Below are 15,568 nucleotides of genomic sequence, written 5' to 3' on the forward strand. Positions count from 1 at the left end.
AGTCGAAATCGAAAAGCAGGGTGAATTCTGCCAAGGGTTTACTGTTCATCAGGCCGGGCTTGAAAGCCGTCTATACCGGCCACGCGTAATGTTTCAGCCAAGGCCTGTACGTGTGGGTCGCGAAAAAAAGCGCTCAGTTGCGCTGCGCGACCCGGGCCGATGCCGTCAGTGGCCAGCCAGGCTTGGGTGTCTTTGGCGACCAGCGTCTGCCAGTCGCCTTCCAGGTTGTTGCGGGCCACGGGCGGTACGCCCAGGGCTTTGAGCCATTGTGCAAAGGGACGTTGTCGCGCGCTTTGAATGCTGTCGAGCAATCGGGTGCGGCTGCGTTCGCCGAAGCCATCAATGTTAGCAAGCTCTGCCGCATCCAGGGTTAACCAATCGAGAAAGCCTGCGATCAGGCCGGCCTGGATCAATACGTTCCAGGTCTCGCGCCCCATATGCGGCAAGGCCAGGCCTTGGTTTCCGCTGAGCCAGGTCAGGCGCGACAGCATTTGTTCTTCGCAGCCCGGGTCCAGTTGCCAGCAGCTCAGGGCGTGATAGGCGTGGGCGTCGGGCTCTTGCACCTCAACCCGTGTGGGGTTGCGCAGGATGACCTGATCCAGCCTTGGAATCACCTGCCCGGCAAGGCTGATGGACACTTGGTCGCCGGGGCGGATATCCAGCGCCTGCCAGCGTTTGAGCGAGCCGACGCTGACGCGGCTGATCTGCCGGTCGTCCAGCTGCACCGGCTCCAGCTCCAGAATCGGGGTGATGCGTCCGGTGCGGCCGATCTTGAAATTTACCTTGCGCACCAGCGCCAGTGCTTTGGCGGCCGGGTACTTCCAGGCGACCGCCCAGTAAGGCGCACTGACTTGCCAGCGCTTGGCGGGTGCCCGCTTGGCCTGATGCAGTACCACGCCATCGCTGGCGAAAGGCAGGGGGTGGTTGTACCAGTAAGTTCGCCAGTGTGCGGCTTCGCTGATGTTCTGGATGGAGCGACTGTAGCGTTGGCTGTCAGTGAAGCCCAGGCGCGAGAGGGCGGCGAGGCGCTCGGTGAAGTCGCCAGGGCCGTTGGGCCAGGCCCAGACGAACAAGCCAATCCCGGCAGCCTCGGCGTCGCTCAACTGCCGTCGGTTCATCAGCCCGGCAACCTTGCTGCGGGCATTGAGCCCACCACTTTCAGATTGCACATGTTCATTGAGACGCCAATAGAGTTCGCCCTGCAGCGTCAGGTCGATGGGCTCTGGCAGTTGCTGAACGATGCCGGGGATCTTGCGCGCTGCGTCAGACCAGTCCTGGCCGAGCATTCCGTCGCCCCGGCTGACAACCTGACTCAACCGGCCCTGGCGATAGATCAAGGTCACCGCAACCCCGTCGACTTTGGGCTGCACCCATACGTCTTGCCGTGTGCCAAGCCAGCCGGCAACGGCCGATTCGTCCAGGAGTTTTTCCAGGCCCGTGTGCGCGACCGGATGCGCCAGCGTGCCCCGTGAACTCGCCAGTGGCTTGTCTGCCGCGCGGGCCGCGAGAGGAAAACACTTGCGCCAGCGGGCGAGCTGCTGGCGAGCCTGGTCGTAGAGTTCGTCGCTGACGGGGGATTGGCCGAGCCGGTGATAGCTGTCATCCCACCGACTGATCTGTTCTGCCAGGCTGGCCACTTGAGACCGTTCGGCTTCGGGACATTCCTGCGCCCATGCCAGCAACGGCAGTGCACTGAGTAAAAGAACCACCAATAAACGCATCATGAGCATCCTTGCTCGAAAGGGGCGTTCAGCCTAAGTGATCCAGGCCCTCACAAAACAGTCTGGTGGCCCGGCGAATTTGTTAGCGGGTTTCTGTAACTGGCCATGAAAAAAGCCCCGCCAGGCGAGCCGGGCGGGGCTTTGTATACCGTGTGCGTTTACAGGCCGGCGGCAGTGCGCAGGTCGTTGGCGCGGTCGGTTTTTTCCCAGGTGAATGTGGTGAAGGTGTCGTCGCCGACGGTCTTCTGCGCAGGGGTACGGCCGAAGTGGCCGTAGGCTGCGGTTTCCTGGTACATCGGGTGCAGCAGGTCGAGCATGGTGGTGATGGCGTACGGGCGCAGGTCGAAGATCTCACGCACCAGCTTGACGATCTTGTCGTCGCTGATCTTGCCGGTGCCGAAGGTGTTCAGCGAGATCGATGTCGGCTGAGCCACGCCGATGGCGTAGGAAACCTGAATCTCGCAACGCTCGGCCAGGCCGGCAGCCACGATGTTCTTGGCCACGTAACGACCGGCATAAGCCGCCGAACGGTCAACCTTGGACGGGTCTTTACCCGAGAACGCGCCGCCGCCGTGACGGGCCATGCCGCCGTAGCTGTCGACGATGATCTTGCGACCGGTCAGGCCGCAGTCGCCCACCGGGCCGCCAATGATGAACTGGCCGGTCGGGTTGATGTGGAACTGGGTGTCTTTGGTCAGCAGTTCGGCAGGCAGCACGTGCTTGACGATCAACTCCATCACACCTTCACGCAGGTCGGCGTAGGAAACGTCCGGGTTGTGCTGGGTCGACAGTACAACGGCGTCGATGCCCACAACTTTGCCGCCTTCGTAACGGCAGGTCACCTGGGACTTGGCGTCCGGGCGCAGCCATGGCAGCAGGCCGGTTTTGCGGGCTTCGGCTTGCCGTTGCACAAGCTGGTGCGAGAAGGTGATCGGTGCCGGCATCAGCACGTCGGTTTCGTTGCTGGCGTAGCCGAACATCAGGCCCTGGTCGCCGGCGCCCTGATCTTCAGGCTTGGCGCGGTCCACACCCTGGTTGATGTCGGGGGACTGCTTGCCGATGATGTTCATCACGCCGCAGGTCGCGCCGTCGAAGCCCACGTCGGAGCTGTTGTAGCCGATGTCGGTGATCACATCACGGACGATCTGCTCCAGGTCGACCCAGGCCGAAGTGGTCACTTCGCCAGCGATGATCGCTACACCGGTTTTCACCAGAGTCTCGCACGCCACACGGGCGAACTTGTCTTGAGCAATGATGGCGTCCAGCACCGCGTCGGAAATCTGGTCGGCGATTTTGTCCGGATGCCCTTCAGACACGGACTCGGAGGTGAAAAGGGAGTATTCGCTCATCTCGATGTTTTCCTGATATTTACCGATGGTGAGTGTCGCCAGCCGGTCGCTGAAAGTGGCGGACCTGAATCTGGAAACCATTACGTAAACCTACATAGAGGCTTTCCCCGGGAACGAGTCCCGCAGCGGTGGCCCAACGGGCCAGATCGTCCTGTTCAAAACCCAACCAGAGATCACCGCAGGCCTCCTTGGCCCAATTCTGGTTGTGGCTGCATAAATCCGTAACCAGCAGGCTACCGCCGGGGTGCAGCAACCCGGCCATTTGCTTGAGGGCGTCGGCGGGGGCGGCAAAATGGTGCAAGACCATGTTCAGCACCACGCAATCGGCCCGCAGGCTGGTGTCATTCAGGGCGTCGGCCAGCTGCAGGCTGACGTTGCCCAGTGCTTCGCGCTCGCACAGCTGGCGCGCCAGTTCGAGCATGGCGGGGCTGTTGTCCAGCGCGGTGACTTGCTGAAAGCGGCGCGCCAGTTCCGGCAGGAACCCGCCGTCGCCGGGGCCGACTTCCAGTGCGGTCGCTTCATCACTGAAGCTCAGCTTGTCCAACAGTGCCAGTACGCTTTCGCGGTATTGGGCCAGGCCGGCGATCAGGTCCTGCTGGGCGCGAAACTTCTCGGCGACCCGTGAGAAAAAGTCCTGGCTGGCGGCAGCGCGTTGCCCGTGAACCTGTGCGATGCGCGATTGCACGTCACTCGGCAGGCTCAGGCTGTCCACTTCTTCAAGCAGGGCAGCGTGCAACTTGCCGCCGAGCAGCTCCGTGTGGGGCAGGGCGCGGCGGTAAAAAATCGCATTGCCTTCGCGGCGGGTGGCCACCAGGTCGGCCTGGGCCAAGACCTTCAAGTGGTGGCTCATGCCGGACTGGCCAATGGCGAAGATCTGCGCCAGTTCCAGTACGCCAAACGAGTCGTTGGCCAGTGCGCGCAACACGTTCAAGCGCAACGGATCACCAGCGGCCTTGCACAAGGCTGCCAGTTCATCGCCGTCGTCGGGACGCAGGGAGGGCACGGGTAGGTTCATAAGGCCAGCAGTCTAGTGACGGGGGGAAATCCCTGCAAGGCCAATATCAAAAAGTTTTGATATTGATCGATAAGTGGCGGTTATAAGCCGTCGCTATAACCTTTAGACGAAGCGGTCAGCCCTTTCTGCAAGGGATTGCTGTGCAAACGGCAGGAAAAACGCCCTCAAGTGACTATCTGTCATTGCCCGCAGGCGGTGGCTGAGGGAAAATGCCGGTCCTTTTTTCCGTTTCTTTTATTCAACCTCCAGGAGATCAGCGATGCCCAGCCGTCGTGAGCGTGCCAACGCCATTCGTGCCCTCAGCATGGATGCCGTGCAAAAAGCCAACAGCGGCCATCCCGGTGCCCCGATGGGCATGGCGGATATCGCCGAGGTACTTTGGCGTGACTACCTGAAACACAACCCGAGCAACCCGTCGTTCGCCGACCGTGACCGCTTCGTGCTGTCCAACGGCCACGGCTCGATGCTCATCTACTCGCTGCTGCACCTGACCGGCTACGACGTCACCATCGACGACCTGAAAAGCTTCCGTCAGCTGCACAGCCGCACCCCGGGTCACCCGGAATTCGGCTACACCCCAGGCGTCGAGACCACCACCGGGCCCCTGGGCCAAGGCCTGGCCAACGCCGTTGGCTTCGCGCTGGCTGAAAAAGTCCTGGGCGCGCAGTTCAACCGCCCTGGCCACGACATCGTCGACCACCACACCTATGTGTTCCTGGGTGATGGCTGCATGATGGAAGGCATTTCCCACGAAGTTGCGTCCCTGGCCGGTACCTTGGGCCTGGGCAAGCTGATTGCTTTCTATGACGATAACGGCATCTCCATCGACGGCGAAGTCGAAGGCTGGTTCACCGACGACACCCCGAAGCGTTTCGAAGCCTACAACTGGCAGGTGATCCGCAACGTCGACGGCCACGATCCGGAAGAAATCAAGACCGCCATCGACACCGCGCGCAAAAGCGAGCAGCCGACCCTGATCTGCTGCAAGACCACCATCGGTTTCGGTTCGCCGAACAAGCAAGGTAAAGAAGACTGCCACGGCGCCCCATTGGGTGACGCGGAAATCGCCCTGACCCGCGAAGCGTTGAAGTGGAACTACGGCCCGTTCGAAATTCCGGCTGATATTGCAGCCGAATGGGATGCCAAGGAAAAAGGCCTGGCGACCGAAGCCGAGTGGGACCAGCGTTTTGCTGCCTACTCCGCCGAATTCCCTGAGTTGGCCAATGAGCTGGTACGCCGCCTCGCCGGTGACCTGCCTGCTGACTTCTCGGAAAAAGCCTCGGCCTACATCGCCGAAGTCGCGGCCAAGGGCGAGACCATCGCCAGCCGTAAAGCCAGCCAGAACACCCTGAACGCTTTTGGCCCTTTGCTGCCGGAAATCCTTGGCGGTTCGGCTGACCTGGCCGGTTCCAACCTGACCCTGTGGAAAGGCTGCAAAGGCGTATCGGCTGAAGACGCCAGCGGCAATTACATGTACTACGGCGTACGTGAATTCGGCATGAGCGCCATCATGAACGGCGTGTCCCTGCATGGCGGCCTGGTGCCTTACGGCGCGACCTTCCTGATGTTCATGGAATACGCCCGTAACGCCGTGCGCATGGCCGCGCTGATGAAGAAGCGTGTGATCCATGTGTACACCCACGACTCCATCGGCCTGGGCGAAGACGGCCCGACGCACCAGCCGGTCGAGCAATTGACCAGCCTGCGTACCACGCCGAACCTGGATTGCTGGCGCCCAGCCGACGCGGTGGAATCCGCGGTGGCCTGGAAGCACGCCATTGAGCGCAAGGACGGCCCTTCGGCGCTGATCTTCTCGCGTCAGAACCTGCAACACCAGGTGCGTACCGACGCGCAGATCGCTGATATCAGCCGTGGTGGTTACGTGCTGAAAGATTGCATCGGCGAGCCGGAGTTGATCCTGATCTCCACTGGTTCCGAAGTGGGCCTGACTGTTCAGGCGTACGACAAGCTGACCGCCCAGGGCCGCAACGTGCGCGTTGTGTCCATGCCGTGCACCAGCGTGTTCGAAGCCCAGGACGCCGGCTACAAGCAATCGGTTCTGCCGTTGCAGGTCAGCGCGCGCATTGCCATCGAAGCGGCTCACGCCGACTACTGGTACAAGTACGTGGGCCTGGAAGGCCGTGTGATCGGCATGACCACCTACGGTGAGTCGGCGCCCGCACCAGCCTTGTTCGAAGAATTCGGTTTCACCCTGGAAAACATCCTGGGTCAGGCTGAAGAGCTGCTGGAAGACTAAGTCAGTCTGCGTTGTTTGTACTGGCGCTATCGCGGGCAAGCCCGCTCCCACATTTGGATCGCGGTCTAATGTGGGAGCGGGCTTGCCCGCGATAGCGTCAGAACATTCAACACCGAACTAACCTTGATCGAGAACCCCATGCCTCAACCGCGTCCCTACAAAGTTGCACTCAACGGCTACGGCCGCATTGGTCGTTGCGTCTTGCGTGCTCTGTTCGAGCGAGGGGCGGCGGCCGGGTTTGAAATTGTTGCAATCAACGATCTGGCTGACATGGCCAGCATCGAATACCTGACACGCTTTGACTCCACCCACGGCCGCTTTCCCGGCGAAGTGCGGGTCGAGGGCGATAGTCTGCATATTAATGGCAACTGCGTGCAGATCTTGCGCAGTGCCACCCCCGAAGGCATCGACTGGAAGGCACTGGGCGTCGACCTGGTGCTGGAATGTTCCGGTGTCTACCACACCCGTGCCGATGGCCAGCGTTTTCTCGACGCCGGTGCGCCGCGCGTGCTGTTTTCCCAGCCGATGGCCAGCGAAGCGGATGTCGACGCCACCATCGTCTACGGCATCAACCAGGATTGCCTGACTGGTGACGAACTGCTGGTGTCCAACGCTTCCTGCACCACCAACTGCAGCGTGCCGTTGTTGCGCCTGCTGGATCAGGCGATTGGCCTCGACTATGTGTCGATCACCACGATCCACTCGGCCATGAACGACCAGCCGGTGATCGATGCTTATCATCACGAAGACCTGCGCCGTACGCGTTCGGCGTTTCAGTCAGTGATTCCGGTGTCCACCGGCCTGGCGCGCGGCATCGAACGGCTTTTGCCGGAACTTGCCGGGCGAATCCAGGCCAAAGCCGTACGGGTGCCGACGGTGAACGTGTCTTGCCTGGATATCACCATGCAGACCGTCAGCGACACTGATGCGGCGGAGGTCAACCGGATTCTGCGTGACGCCGCCACCAGCGGCCCGCTCAAAGGCCTTTTGGCCTACACCGAGTTGCCCCACGCCAGTTGTGATTTCAACCACGACCCGCATTCGGCGATTGTCGATGCCAGCCAGACCCGCGTTTCCGGCCCCCGGTTGGTGAACATCCTGGCCTGGTTCGACAACGAATGGGGTTTTGCCAACCGCATGCTGGATGTTGCGGAACATTATCTGCACATCGCCTCCAAACAACCTCAACAGTAATTCAGGAACTGCGACCCATGACCGTGTTGAAGATGACCGACCTCGATCTGCAAGGTAAGCGCGTACTGATCCGCGAAGACCTCAACGTCCCAGTCAAGGACGGTGTTGTCACCAGCGATGCGCGAATCCTGGCCTCGCTGCCGACCATCAAGCTGGCCCTGGAAAAAGGTGCGGCCGTGATGGTCTGCTCCCACCTGGGTCGCCCGACCGAAGGTGAGTTCTCCGCTGAAAACAGCCTCAAGCCTGTCGCCGACTACCTGAGCAAAGCCCTGGGCCGCGACGTGCCGCTGGTGGCTGACTACCTGGGCGGCGTTGACGTGAAAGCCGGCGACATCGTGCTGTTCGAAAACGTGCGCTTCAACAAAGGCGAGAAAAAGAACAGCGACGAACTGGCCCAGCAATACGCGGCGCTGTGCGACGTATTCGTGATGGACGCCTTCGGCACCGCGCACCGCGCCGAAGGTTCGACCCACGGCGTGGCCAAGTTCGCCAAGGTTGCAGCGGCTGGCCCGTTGCTGGCGGCTGAACTGGATGCTCTCGGCAAGGCGCTGGGCGCTCCGGCCCAACCGATGGCCGCCATCGTGGCCGGCTCCAAAGTCTCCACCAAGCTGGACGTGCTCAACAGCCTGAGCCAGATCTGCAACCAGTTGATCGTCGGCGGCGGCATTGCCAACACCTTCCTGGCCGCAGCCGGCCACCCGGTGGGCAAGTCCCTCTACGAACCGGACCTGCTCGACACCGCTCGCGCCATCGCTGCCAAAGTCAGCGTGCCGCTGCCGGTCGACGTGGTGGTTGCCAAGGAATTTGCCGAAAGCGCCGAAGCCACCGTCAAGCTGATCGCTGACGTGGCGGCCGACGACATGATTCTGGACATCGGCCCGCAAACCGCAGCCAATTTCGCCGAACTGCTGAAGGCCTCCCGGACCATCCTGTGGAACGGCCCGGTCGGTGTGTTCGAATTCGACCAGTTCGGCAACGGCACCAAAGTATTGGCCAAGGCCATTGCAGAAAGCTCGGCATTTTCCATCGCCGGCGGCGGCGACACCCTGGCCGCTATCGATAAATATGGCGTTGCTGACCAGATCTCCTACATTTCTACCGGTGGCGGCGCATTCCTGGAATTCGTCGAAGGTAAAGTCCTGCCAGCCGTTGAAGTCCTGGAAAGCCGGGCCAAGGGCTGAGGCTCGCGATCAGGAAAAGGAGCATTCCCATGATCAAGTCGTTGGCACTGGTGATCGCAGCGGGCCTGTTGGCCGGCTGCGGCAGCACGCCAAGCGCTGTGCCTGAGGCTGAAAAGCCTGGGCCTGCGCAGAAAAAAGGCTGCTACCAGGCTGACTGGCAAGCCGAGACCATGCCGGTGATCAACAAGCGTATCGGCAACGAGCGCCTGGAGAAATACGACGCCGCGCCCAACGGTCAGGAACAGGGTTGCCCCTGACGGGTCTGATCAACTAACCGACAGCAGTGGCGGCCCTTGGGTCGTCGTTCGAGGATTGGCAATGAAAGGCGTTTTCGCCCTGGCAGCTCTGGCTCTATTGGCCGGTTGCAGCAGCATGAACATGTTCAACAAGGCAGAGCCGTCCGCCGACAAATGGACCACCTGGACCTGCGACAGCAAGGCCGAGGTCAACTGGCGCTTTGCCAATGCGGCCCGCAATGAGGTGGATGTACGCCTCGGCGGTTCCGACCAGGTTTACCGCCTTAAACAGGAGGTTGCCGCCTCGGGCGTGCTGTACAGCGACGGCCAGTTGGCGTTTCACACAAAAGGTGAGGAAGGCCTGGTTTACTGGGTCGCCACTGATGATTTGATCGGGCGTGGCTGCAAGGCTCAATAGTGAGCCCAATGAAGGTCAAGTGTGGGAACGAGCTTGTGTGGCGAGGGAGCTTGCTCCCGCTGGGCTGCGCAGCGGCCCTAAAATCTTGGGAGCGCTTCGCACTCCAGCGGGAGCAAGCTCCCTCGCCACAGTAAGCCAGCTTCCACATGATTCGGTTCCAAACAGGGATCTGAATCAGCAATAACGATTCAGCAGGCCAAGCCTTAACCCCTTGATCTGCAATAACTTGAATAGCAGCCGCCGCTACGGCAGGCTTGCACGATTAACGACCCTCGACCGGGAGAGACAACACAATGGCACTTATCAGCATGCGTCAAATGCTGGACCACGCAGCCGAGTTCGGCTACGGCGTCCCAGCCTTTAACGTCAACAACCTTGAGCAGATGCGCGCCATCATGGAAGCCGCTGACAAGACCGACTCCCCAGTGATCGTCCAGGCTTCGGCCGGTGCCCGCAAATACGCCGGTGCCCCGTTCCTGCGTCACCTGATCCTCGCGGCCATCGAAGAATTCCCGCACATCCCGGTGTGCATGCACCAGGACCACGGCACCAGCCCTGACGTGTGCCAGCGTTCCATCCAGCTGGGCTTCAGCTCGGTGATGATGGACGGCTCCCTCGGCGAAGACGGCAAGACCCCGACCGATTACGAGTACAACGTACGCGTGACCCAACAAACCGTGGCCATGGCTCACGCCTGTGGCGTATCGGTGGAAGGCGAGCTGGGCTGCCTGGGTTCCCTGGAAACCGGCATGGCCGGTGAAGAAGACGGCATCGGCGCTGAAGGCGTGCTGGATCACAGCCAAATGCTGACCGACCCGGAAGAAGCCGCTGACTTCGTGAAGAAGACCCAGGTTGATGCCCTGGCCATCGCCATCGGCACCAGCCACGGCGCCTACAAGTTCACCAAGCCACCTACCGGCGACGTGCTGGCCATCGACCGTATCAAGGAAATCCACAAACGCATCCCCAACACCCACCTGGTGATGCACGGTTCTTCCTCGGTGCCGCAAGAGTGGCTGGCGATCATCAACCAGTACGGCGGCGACATCAAAGAAACCTACGGCGTGCCGGTTGAAGAAATCGTTGAAGGCATCAAATACGGCGTGCGCAAGGTCAACATCGACACTGACCTGCGCCTGGCATCCACCGGTGCGATGCGTCGCCTGATGGCCACCAACCCGAGCGAATTCGACCCACGTAAATTCTTCGGCGCCACCGTAACGGCGATGCGCGATGTATGTATCGCCCGTTACGAAGCCTTCGGCACCGCCGGCAACGCTTCGAAGATCAAGCCGATCTCGCTGGAAGCGATGTACCAGCGTTACCTGAAAGGTGAGTTGAACGCCAAGGTGAACTAAGCCTCAGCGTTTAAAAAGAAGCCCGCAGCGATGCGGGCTTTTTTGTGGGCGATGCCTCGAACACGCCAAACCTCTGTGGGAGCCGGGCCTGCCCGCGATGACGGTGTATCAGTCACCGAATGTATTGACTGACAGTCCGCCATCGCGGGCAAGCCCGGCTCCCACAGGTTACAGTGTCGTTTGGGCGAGCCGCTTACTCATGATCAATATCGAGCTTGGCAAACGTCACCCTCGCGCCTTCCTTGCTGTTGCCGCTGTTGTCCTGCACATACACCCCCGCCTTGAAATACAGCTGCTTGGCGCCCCACGCCGCGCCAATGCGCTCGTTCCACTCGCCATCGGCGGCATACACGCTGAGCAGCCCGGCCTTGTTGAGGTTGATTACGTAGGTAAAGCTTTTTTCCAGCGGCACATTGGACGCCACGGTGATCACACGGCCTTCGCCGTCATCCGGGCGCATGCGCACTTTAGCGACGATGTTGCCGGTCTGGGTTTTCTCTTTGAACTGATATTCGAGTTTGATCAGCGGCTTCTGGCTGTCGTAGGCATGAATCTGCCCGATCACCACCTTGCCGCTGGAGGGCACTTGGTTGACGGTAAGGGTCGCACGCAAAAAGTTGTCGGCGTCGGGGTAGGCCCAGTTGCGCAGGCGCCCGTCGGCGTAGGTTTCACGCAACTCGCTGCGTGGGTAGATGGCGTTTTCTGTGCGGGTGCCGGTGACGGGGGTCCAGAATTGCACGTTGCTGCCTTCGGCCTGGAAGTACTGGTCCTTGAAGCCGCTCATCAGCTTTGGCGTGTTGATGGTCGCGGGCGGCGAGCCGACGGGAATGCTCAGGTTCCAGGTGGAAAGGTCGATCATGGCGTTGGCCTTTTACAGAGGGTGAAAGCTTTAGCCCGGGGGCCTACAGGTTCTTTATAGGCCGTGCTCGTCCGGTTGTTAAACAATGGCTGGCAATTTATTGGCGTCAGAGGAATGCCAAAAAGCCATGTTTCCCATGGTACGTGGCCTGTAGGGCCTGACCGTTAGTCGGCTTCCTCGGCTTTGGCGCAATGATGGCACCCACGTCACTTCTGCTTTTTTGGAACCGGGGCTAGAGTGAGGCCTCAGTGTTTGTCCGGTCTTTTTATCAGAAGTGACCGGTGCAGTTTCTTAAGGAAGAGACGTAGCATGGATTGCGCTCCACACCACGGCGATGGCAGCTCGGTTCTTTTGGTGGTCGATGACTACCCGGAAAACCTCATCAGCATGCGCGCGCTTCTGCAGCGGGAAGACTGGCGGGTGATCACCGCCGCTTCCGGGCTGGAAGCCCTGGAATTACTACTGGCCCATGAAGTTGACCTGGTATTGCTGGACGTGCGTATGCCCGGCATGGACGGCTTTGAAGTCGCACGCCTGATGCGCGGCAGCCAGCGCACGCGTATGACCCCGATTATTTTCCTCACGGCCAATGCTCAATCACCCGCTGCGGTGCTGGAAGGTTATGCCAGTGGCGCCGTCGATTACCTGTTCAAACCCTTTGACCCCAACATTCTCAAGCCCAAGGTGCAGGCGCTGCTGGAACACCAGCGCAATCGTCGCGCCCTGCAGCGCCTGAGCCATGACCTGGAGTCTGCGCGGGCCTTCAATGCCTCCGTGCTGGACAACGCCGCCGAAGGCATCCTGGTGGTGGGTGAGGGCAGTGTGATCGAGTACGCCAACCCGGCTATTTCGCGGCTGCTCAACGCCACGATGGCCGAATTGCAAGGCGAGAGCTTCTTGAGCTTCCTGCAAAAACCCCATGTGCCGGCGTGGCTGAGTTTCCCGATGTACGAGGCCTATCGCAAAGGCGAGACGTGGCGCCAGCACGACGCCATTTTGCGCACCGGCCGTGGCCAGCAAGTGCCGGTGGCCTTGTCCAGCGCGCCGTTGCCCGCCGAGCAGAAGGCCATGGTCGTGACGGTGCTGGACATGTCCGAGGTGCGTCATCTGCACCAGCAGCTGGAATTCCAGGCAGTCACCGATCCGTTGACCGGCCTGCTGAACCGGCGCGGCTTCCATCAGGCGGTGGAAAATACCTTGTTGCGCAGCGAGCGAAACGAGCAATCGCTGGTGCTGCTGTACCTGGACCTCGACGGCTTCAAACGGGTTAACGACTCGCTGGGCCATGATGCGGGTGACCGGGTGCTGCGCTGGGTGTCGGAGCAAATGCAGGCGTGTTTGCGCTCCTACGACATTCTGGGGCGCATGGGCGGCGACGAATTCACCGCGTTGCTGGAGCTGGAGTTCCCGGAGCAGGCGGCGAAGATTTCGGAAAAACTGATCGAACGCGTGTCGGTGTGCCAGCAAGTCGACGGCCTGGATGTGATGCTCGGTGTCAGCATTGGCATTGCGACGTTCCCGGACTGCGGCTCGGACCTCAATGGCCTGCTGCGCGCCGCGGACATCGCCATGTACGAAGCCAAGCGCGCGGGGCGTCAGCAGTATCGCTATTACGATCAGGAAATGAACGGCCGTGCCCGTTCGCGGCTGATGCTTGAAGACAGCGTGCGCACCGCCATCCAGAACAAGGATTTCACGCTGGTTTATCAGCCTCAGGTTTCCCTTGAAGACGGGCGCTTGCGCGGAGTCGAGGCCTTGTTGCGCTGGCAGCACCCGAGCGTCGGCGATGTGCCGCCGGGGTTGTTTTTACCCCTGTTGGAAGAGGCGCGGCTGATCAGCCAGTTGAGCACGTGGATCTACCAGCAGGTCGCGGCGCAGCGCCAAGCTTGGCAGGCCACCTTCGATGAAGACCTGGTGCTGAGCGTGAGCCTGAGCAGCAGCCAGTTCAATATGCCCAACCTGGCGACTCAACTGCAGCAGGTCCTTGAGCGACATGGGCTGCACGGGCGGCAATTGGAGGTGGAAATCGGTGAAGACTGCCTGATGAGTAACCTTGAAGAGTCGGCCAAGCAGCTCAAGCTGCTGCGTCAGATCGGTGTACGCATTGCTCTGGACGACTTCGGTTGCGGCCAGTGTTCCCTGGCCCATTTGCGTGACCTGGAGTTCGACACGCTCAAGCTGGACCCGCAATTGGTGGCGCGCCTGCCAGGCTCGACGCGGGACGCCGCGATGGCGTGCAGCATCATTCAGTTATGCGGGCATTTTGATGTGCTGGTGATCGCCGAGGGCGTGGAAACCCAGGAACAAGCGCGCTGGCTCAAGGCCAATGGTTGTTCATTTATCCAGGGGGCGTGGGCGGCGCAGCCGTTGATGGCAGAGGAAATGCTCGCCTGGTCGCACCCCCGTCTGCTTTGAATTCGCTACACTGGCGGCCAATCGAACCCTGTTGCAGGCCCCATGACCACGCTGAAATACCTCCAGGCTTATCCCGCTGCGCTTCAGGAGCAAGTGCGTCAACTGATCGCCAAGGACCAGTTGGCCGCCTACCTGGAACAACGTTACCCCGAGCGCCATGGGGTGCAGAGCGACAAGGCGTTATACAGCTACGCCCTGGCGTTGAAGCAGGAACACCTGCGCAACGCGCCGGCCATCGACAAAGTGCTGTTCGATAACCGCCTGGACCTCACCCACCGCGCCCTTGGCCTGCACACCACGATTTCCCGGGTGCAGGGCGGCAACCTCAAGTCCAAGAAAGAGATTCGCATCGCCTCGCTGTTCAAGGAGGCGGCGCCGGAGTTTCTGCGCATGATCGTGGTTCACGAACTGGCGCACTTCAAGGAATCGGACCACAACAAGGCCTTCTACAAACTCTGCGAATACATGATGCCGGGCTACCATCAGGTGGAATTCGACCTGCGGGTATACCTCACGTATCGCGACTTGCAGGGCAAGCCCTAACCTCAGCAGGCAACCCACCATGGACGTGAGCAAGACCAAAAGCAGCTTTTACCGCCGCCTGTATGTGGCGTATTTGATCGACAGCCAGCAAGCCAGCAGCGTTCCGGCGTTGACCGACGTCACCGGCATGCCACGACGCACGGCGCAGGACACGATTGCGGCGTTGGCTGATCTGGATATTGTGTGTGAGTTCGAGCAGGAAGATGGCGCTCGTAACCACGCGGGGCGCTATCGGATTCGCAGTTGGGGGGCGATCGATAAGGCCTGGATTGAGGCGAATCTGGCGGTGATCAAGCAGGTGCTGGGGTATCCGTAATTCTTGGGGTGGCCGGGCTGACGCTATCGCAGGCAAGCCAGCTCCCACATTGGATCGGGTTCACACGGTCACCATGTGGGAGCTGGCTTGCCTGCGATGAGGCCCTCAAACCCGCCGCATACCAATATGTGGAATATCTTCCTCCAGGTATTCCTCACCCGCGACCACAAATCCATACCGCCCGTAATACCCCTGCAAATGCGCCTGGGCTGACAGGAAAATCGGCGTCTCGGGCCAGATATCGCCAATCTGCTTGAGCGCCTCTTCCATCATCTGATGCCCCAACCCGGTACCGCGCGCCACCGGCGCTACGATGACCCGGCCAATCACCACGTCGCCGCCCTGGGTTTCCGGGTCCAGCAGACGCAGGTAAGCCACCAGTTCATCATTGTGCCAAGCCATCAGGTGGTGGGTGTCGCTCGAGAGGTCCTGCCCGTCGAGGTCCTGATAAACGCATTTTTGCTCGACGACGAAGACCTCGTTGCGCAGGCGCAAAATGGCGTAGAGCTGCTCTTTGCCCAAGTCATCGTGATGTTTGCAGACCCAATCGACCGTCATGGTGTTTTTCTCTTGTTCAATGTCTGTGCCGGATAGTAAGCGCGGCAGGCGGCGCTGTCTAAATTGAGCATTTTTGTGAATGGCGTCAATTAGCCATCATTCAGTGCGGGCACCGCTGTCTTGTTTGTGTAATCTGCAATACAGGCTC

General features: G+C 60.7%; 14 protein-coding genes. 9 read left to right on the plus strand and 5 right to left on the minus strand.

Translation table 11 applies throughout. The features are described from left to right. Positions 1-38: 38 nt before the first annotated feature. The 3 genes from ligB to AB4P94_RS08615 form a co-directional block, all read right to left on the minus strand. Positions 39-1,724 carry an NAD-dependent DNA ligase LigB gene (gene ligB, locus AB4P94_RS08605; protein ID WP_395610199.1) on the minus strand — a complete coding sequence of 562 codons (1,686 nt, stop codon included), beginning with the start codon at positions 1,722-1,724 and terminating at the stop codon, positions 39-41. Between the two features lie 155 nt (positions 1,725-1,879). Beyond that, complete coding sequence (gene metK / locus AB4P94_RS08610; protein WP_395610200.1) at positions 1,880-3,070, minus strand: methionine adenosyltransferase; 1,191 nt, start codon at positions 3,068-3,070, stop codon at positions 1,880-1,882. A gap of 19 nt (positions 3,071-3,089) precedes the next feature. Next, on the minus strand, positions 3,090-4,085 hold the full coding sequence (locus tag AB4P94_RS08615; protein WP_078739519.1) for a metalloregulator ArsR/SmtB family transcription factor: 996 nt from the start codon (positions 4,083-4,085) through the stop codon (positions 3,090-3,092). Positions 4,086-4,344: 259 nt separating this feature from the next. Here AB4P94_RS08615 and tkt point away from each other — a divergent pair, with 259 nt between their 5' ends. The 6 genes from tkt to fba all read left to right on the plus strand — a co-directional run bounded on the left by tkt (position 4,345) and on the right by fba (position 10,729). Next, on the plus strand, positions 4,345-6,342 hold the full coding sequence (gene tkt, locus AB4P94_RS08620; protein WP_395610201.1) for a transketolase: 1,998 nt from the start codon (positions 4,345-4,347) through the stop codon (positions 6,340-6,342). A 138-nt stretch (positions 6,343-6,480) separates the two neighbouring features. Continuing rightward, positions 6,481-7,536, plus strand: coding sequence for an erythrose-4-phosphate dehydrogenase (gene epd / locus AB4P94_RS08625; RefSeq protein WP_395610202.1), 1,056 nt, complete (start codon positions 6,481-6,483; stop codon positions 7,534-7,536). Between the two features lie 17 nt (positions 7,537-7,553). Continuing rightward, positions 7,554-8,717: a phosphoglycerate kinase gene (locus tag AB4P94_RS08630; RefSeq protein WP_395610203.1), complete on the plus strand. Its 1,164-nt coding sequence runs from the start codon at positions 7,554-7,556 to the stop codon at positions 8,715-8,717. Between the two features lie 29 nt (positions 8,718-8,746). Beyond that, positions 8,747-8,974, plus strand: coding sequence for a hypothetical protein (locus AB4P94_RS08635; protein ID WP_017254732.1), 228 nt, complete (start codon positions 8,747-8,749; stop codon positions 8,972-8,974). Positions 8,975-9,035: 61 nt separating this feature from the next. After that, entirely contained in the window at positions 9,036-9,371 is a 336-nt protein-coding gene (locus AB4P94_RS08640) for an MliC family protein (protein WP_395610204.1), read from the plus strand. Positions 9,372-9,664: 293 nt separating this feature from the next. Then, complete coding sequence (fba, locus tag AB4P94_RS08645; RefSeq protein ID WP_003177554.1) at positions 9,665-10,729, plus strand: class II fructose-bisphosphate aldolase; 1,065 nt, start codon at positions 9,665-9,667, stop codon at positions 10,727-10,729. Between the two features lie 193 nt (positions 10,730-10,922). Here the strand turns inward: fba and AB4P94_RS08650 are convergent, their stop codons facing one another. Then, positions 10,923-11,588, minus strand: coding sequence for a polysaccharide lyase family 7 protein (locus AB4P94_RS08650; protein WP_395610205.1), 666 nt, complete (start codon positions 11,586-11,588; stop codon positions 10,923-10,925). Positions 11,589-11,897: 309 nt separating this feature from the next. On the opposite strand from AB4P94_RS08650, the gene AB4P94_RS08655 reads away from it, so the two are divergent. The 3 genes from AB4P94_RS08655 to AB4P94_RS08665 are packed head-to-tail and all read left to right on the plus strand — an operon-like array spanning position 11,898 to position 14,862. Continuing rightward, the gene (locus AB4P94_RS08655; RefSeq protein WP_395610206.1) at positions 11,898-14,003 is read left to right on the plus strand and encodes a putative bifunctional diguanylate cyclase/phosphodiesterase; all 2,106 of its coding nucleotides are present in this window, start codon (positions 11,898-11,900) and stop codon (positions 14,001-14,003) included. A 42-nt stretch (positions 14,004-14,045) separates the two neighbouring features. After that, entirely contained in the window at positions 14,046-14,546 is a 501-nt protein-coding gene (locus AB4P94_RS08660) for a M48 family metallopeptidase (RefSeq protein WP_395610207.1), read from the plus strand. A gap of 19 nt (positions 14,547-14,565) precedes the next feature. After that, positions 14,566-14,862, plus strand: coding sequence for a helix-turn-helix domain-containing protein (locus AB4P94_RS08665; RefSeq protein ID WP_395610208.1), 297 nt, complete (start codon positions 14,566-14,568; stop codon positions 14,860-14,862). Positions 14,863-14,967: 105 nt separating this feature from the next. On the opposite strand, the gene AB4P94_RS08670 is transcribed toward AB4P94_RS08665, so the two are convergent. Next, a complete protein-coding gene (locus tag AB4P94_RS08670) occupies positions 14,968-15,420 on the minus strand; it encodes a GNAT family N-acetyltransferase (protein ID WP_395610209.1) in 453 nt (150 codons plus the stop codon). Positions 15,421-15,568: the final 148 nt, after the last annotated feature.

Source organism: Pseudomonas sp. B22129 (assembly GCF_044218875.1).
Lineage (GTDB): Bacteria > Pseudomonadota > Gammaproteobacteria > Pseudomonadales > Pseudomonadaceae > Aquipseudomonas.

What these genes read in the sequence shown, in the direction of transcription:
- ligB (WP_395610199.1), bottom strand. Translation starts at nt 1,724, where the DNA reads ATGATGCGTTTATTGGTGGTTCTTTTACTCAGTGCACTGCCGTTGCTG.
- metK (WP_395610200.1), bottom strand. Translation starts at nt 3,070, where the DNA reads ATGAGCGAATACTCCCTTTTCACCTCCGAGTCCGTGTCTGAAGGGCAT.
- AB4P94_RS08615 (WP_078739519.1), bottom strand. Translation starts at nt 4,085, where the DNA reads ATGAACCTACCCGTGCCCTCCCTGCGTCCCGACGACGGCGATGAACTG.
- tkt (WP_395610201.1), top strand. Translation starts at nt 4,345, where the DNA reads ATGCCCAGCCGTCGTGAGCGTGCCAACGCCATTCGTGCCCTCAGCATG.
- epd (WP_395610202.1), top strand. Translation starts at nt 6,481, where the DNA reads ATGCCTCAACCGCGTCCCTACAAAGTTGCACTCAACGGCTACGGCCGC.
- AB4P94_RS08630 (WP_395610203.1), top strand. Translation starts at nt 7,554, where the DNA reads ATGACCGTGTTGAAGATGACCGACCTCGATCTGCAAGGTAAGCGCGTA.
- AB4P94_RS08635 (WP_017254732.1), top strand. Translation starts at nt 8,747, where the DNA reads ATGATCAAGTCGTTGGCACTGGTGATCGCAGCGGGCCTGTTGGCCGGC.
- AB4P94_RS08640 (WP_395610204.1), top strand. Translation starts at nt 9,036, where the DNA reads ATGAAAGGCGTTTTCGCCCTGGCAGCTCTGGCTCTATTGGCCGGTTGC.
- fba (WP_003177554.1), top strand. Translation starts at nt 9,665, where the DNA reads ATGGCACTTATCAGCATGCGTCAAATGCTGGACCACGCAGCCGAGTTC.
- AB4P94_RS08650 (WP_395610205.1), bottom strand. Translation starts at nt 11,588, where the DNA reads ATGATCGACCTTTCCACCTGGAACCTGAGCATTCCCGTCGGCTCGCCG.
- AB4P94_RS08655 (WP_395610206.1), top strand. Translation starts at nt 11,898, where the DNA reads ATGGATTGCGCTCCACACCACGGCGATGGCAGCTCGGTTCTTTTGGTG.
- AB4P94_RS08660 (WP_395610207.1), top strand. Translation starts at nt 14,046, where the DNA reads ATGACCACGCTGAAATACCTCCAGGCTTATCCCGCTGCGCTTCAGGAG.
- AB4P94_RS08665 (WP_395610208.1), top strand. Translation starts at nt 14,566, where the DNA reads ATGGACGTGAGCAAGACCAAAAGCAGCTTTTACCGCCGCCTGTATGTG.
- AB4P94_RS08670 (WP_395610209.1), bottom strand. Translation starts at nt 15,420, where the DNA reads ATGACGGTCGATTGGGTCTGCAAACATCACGATGACTTGGGCAAAGAG.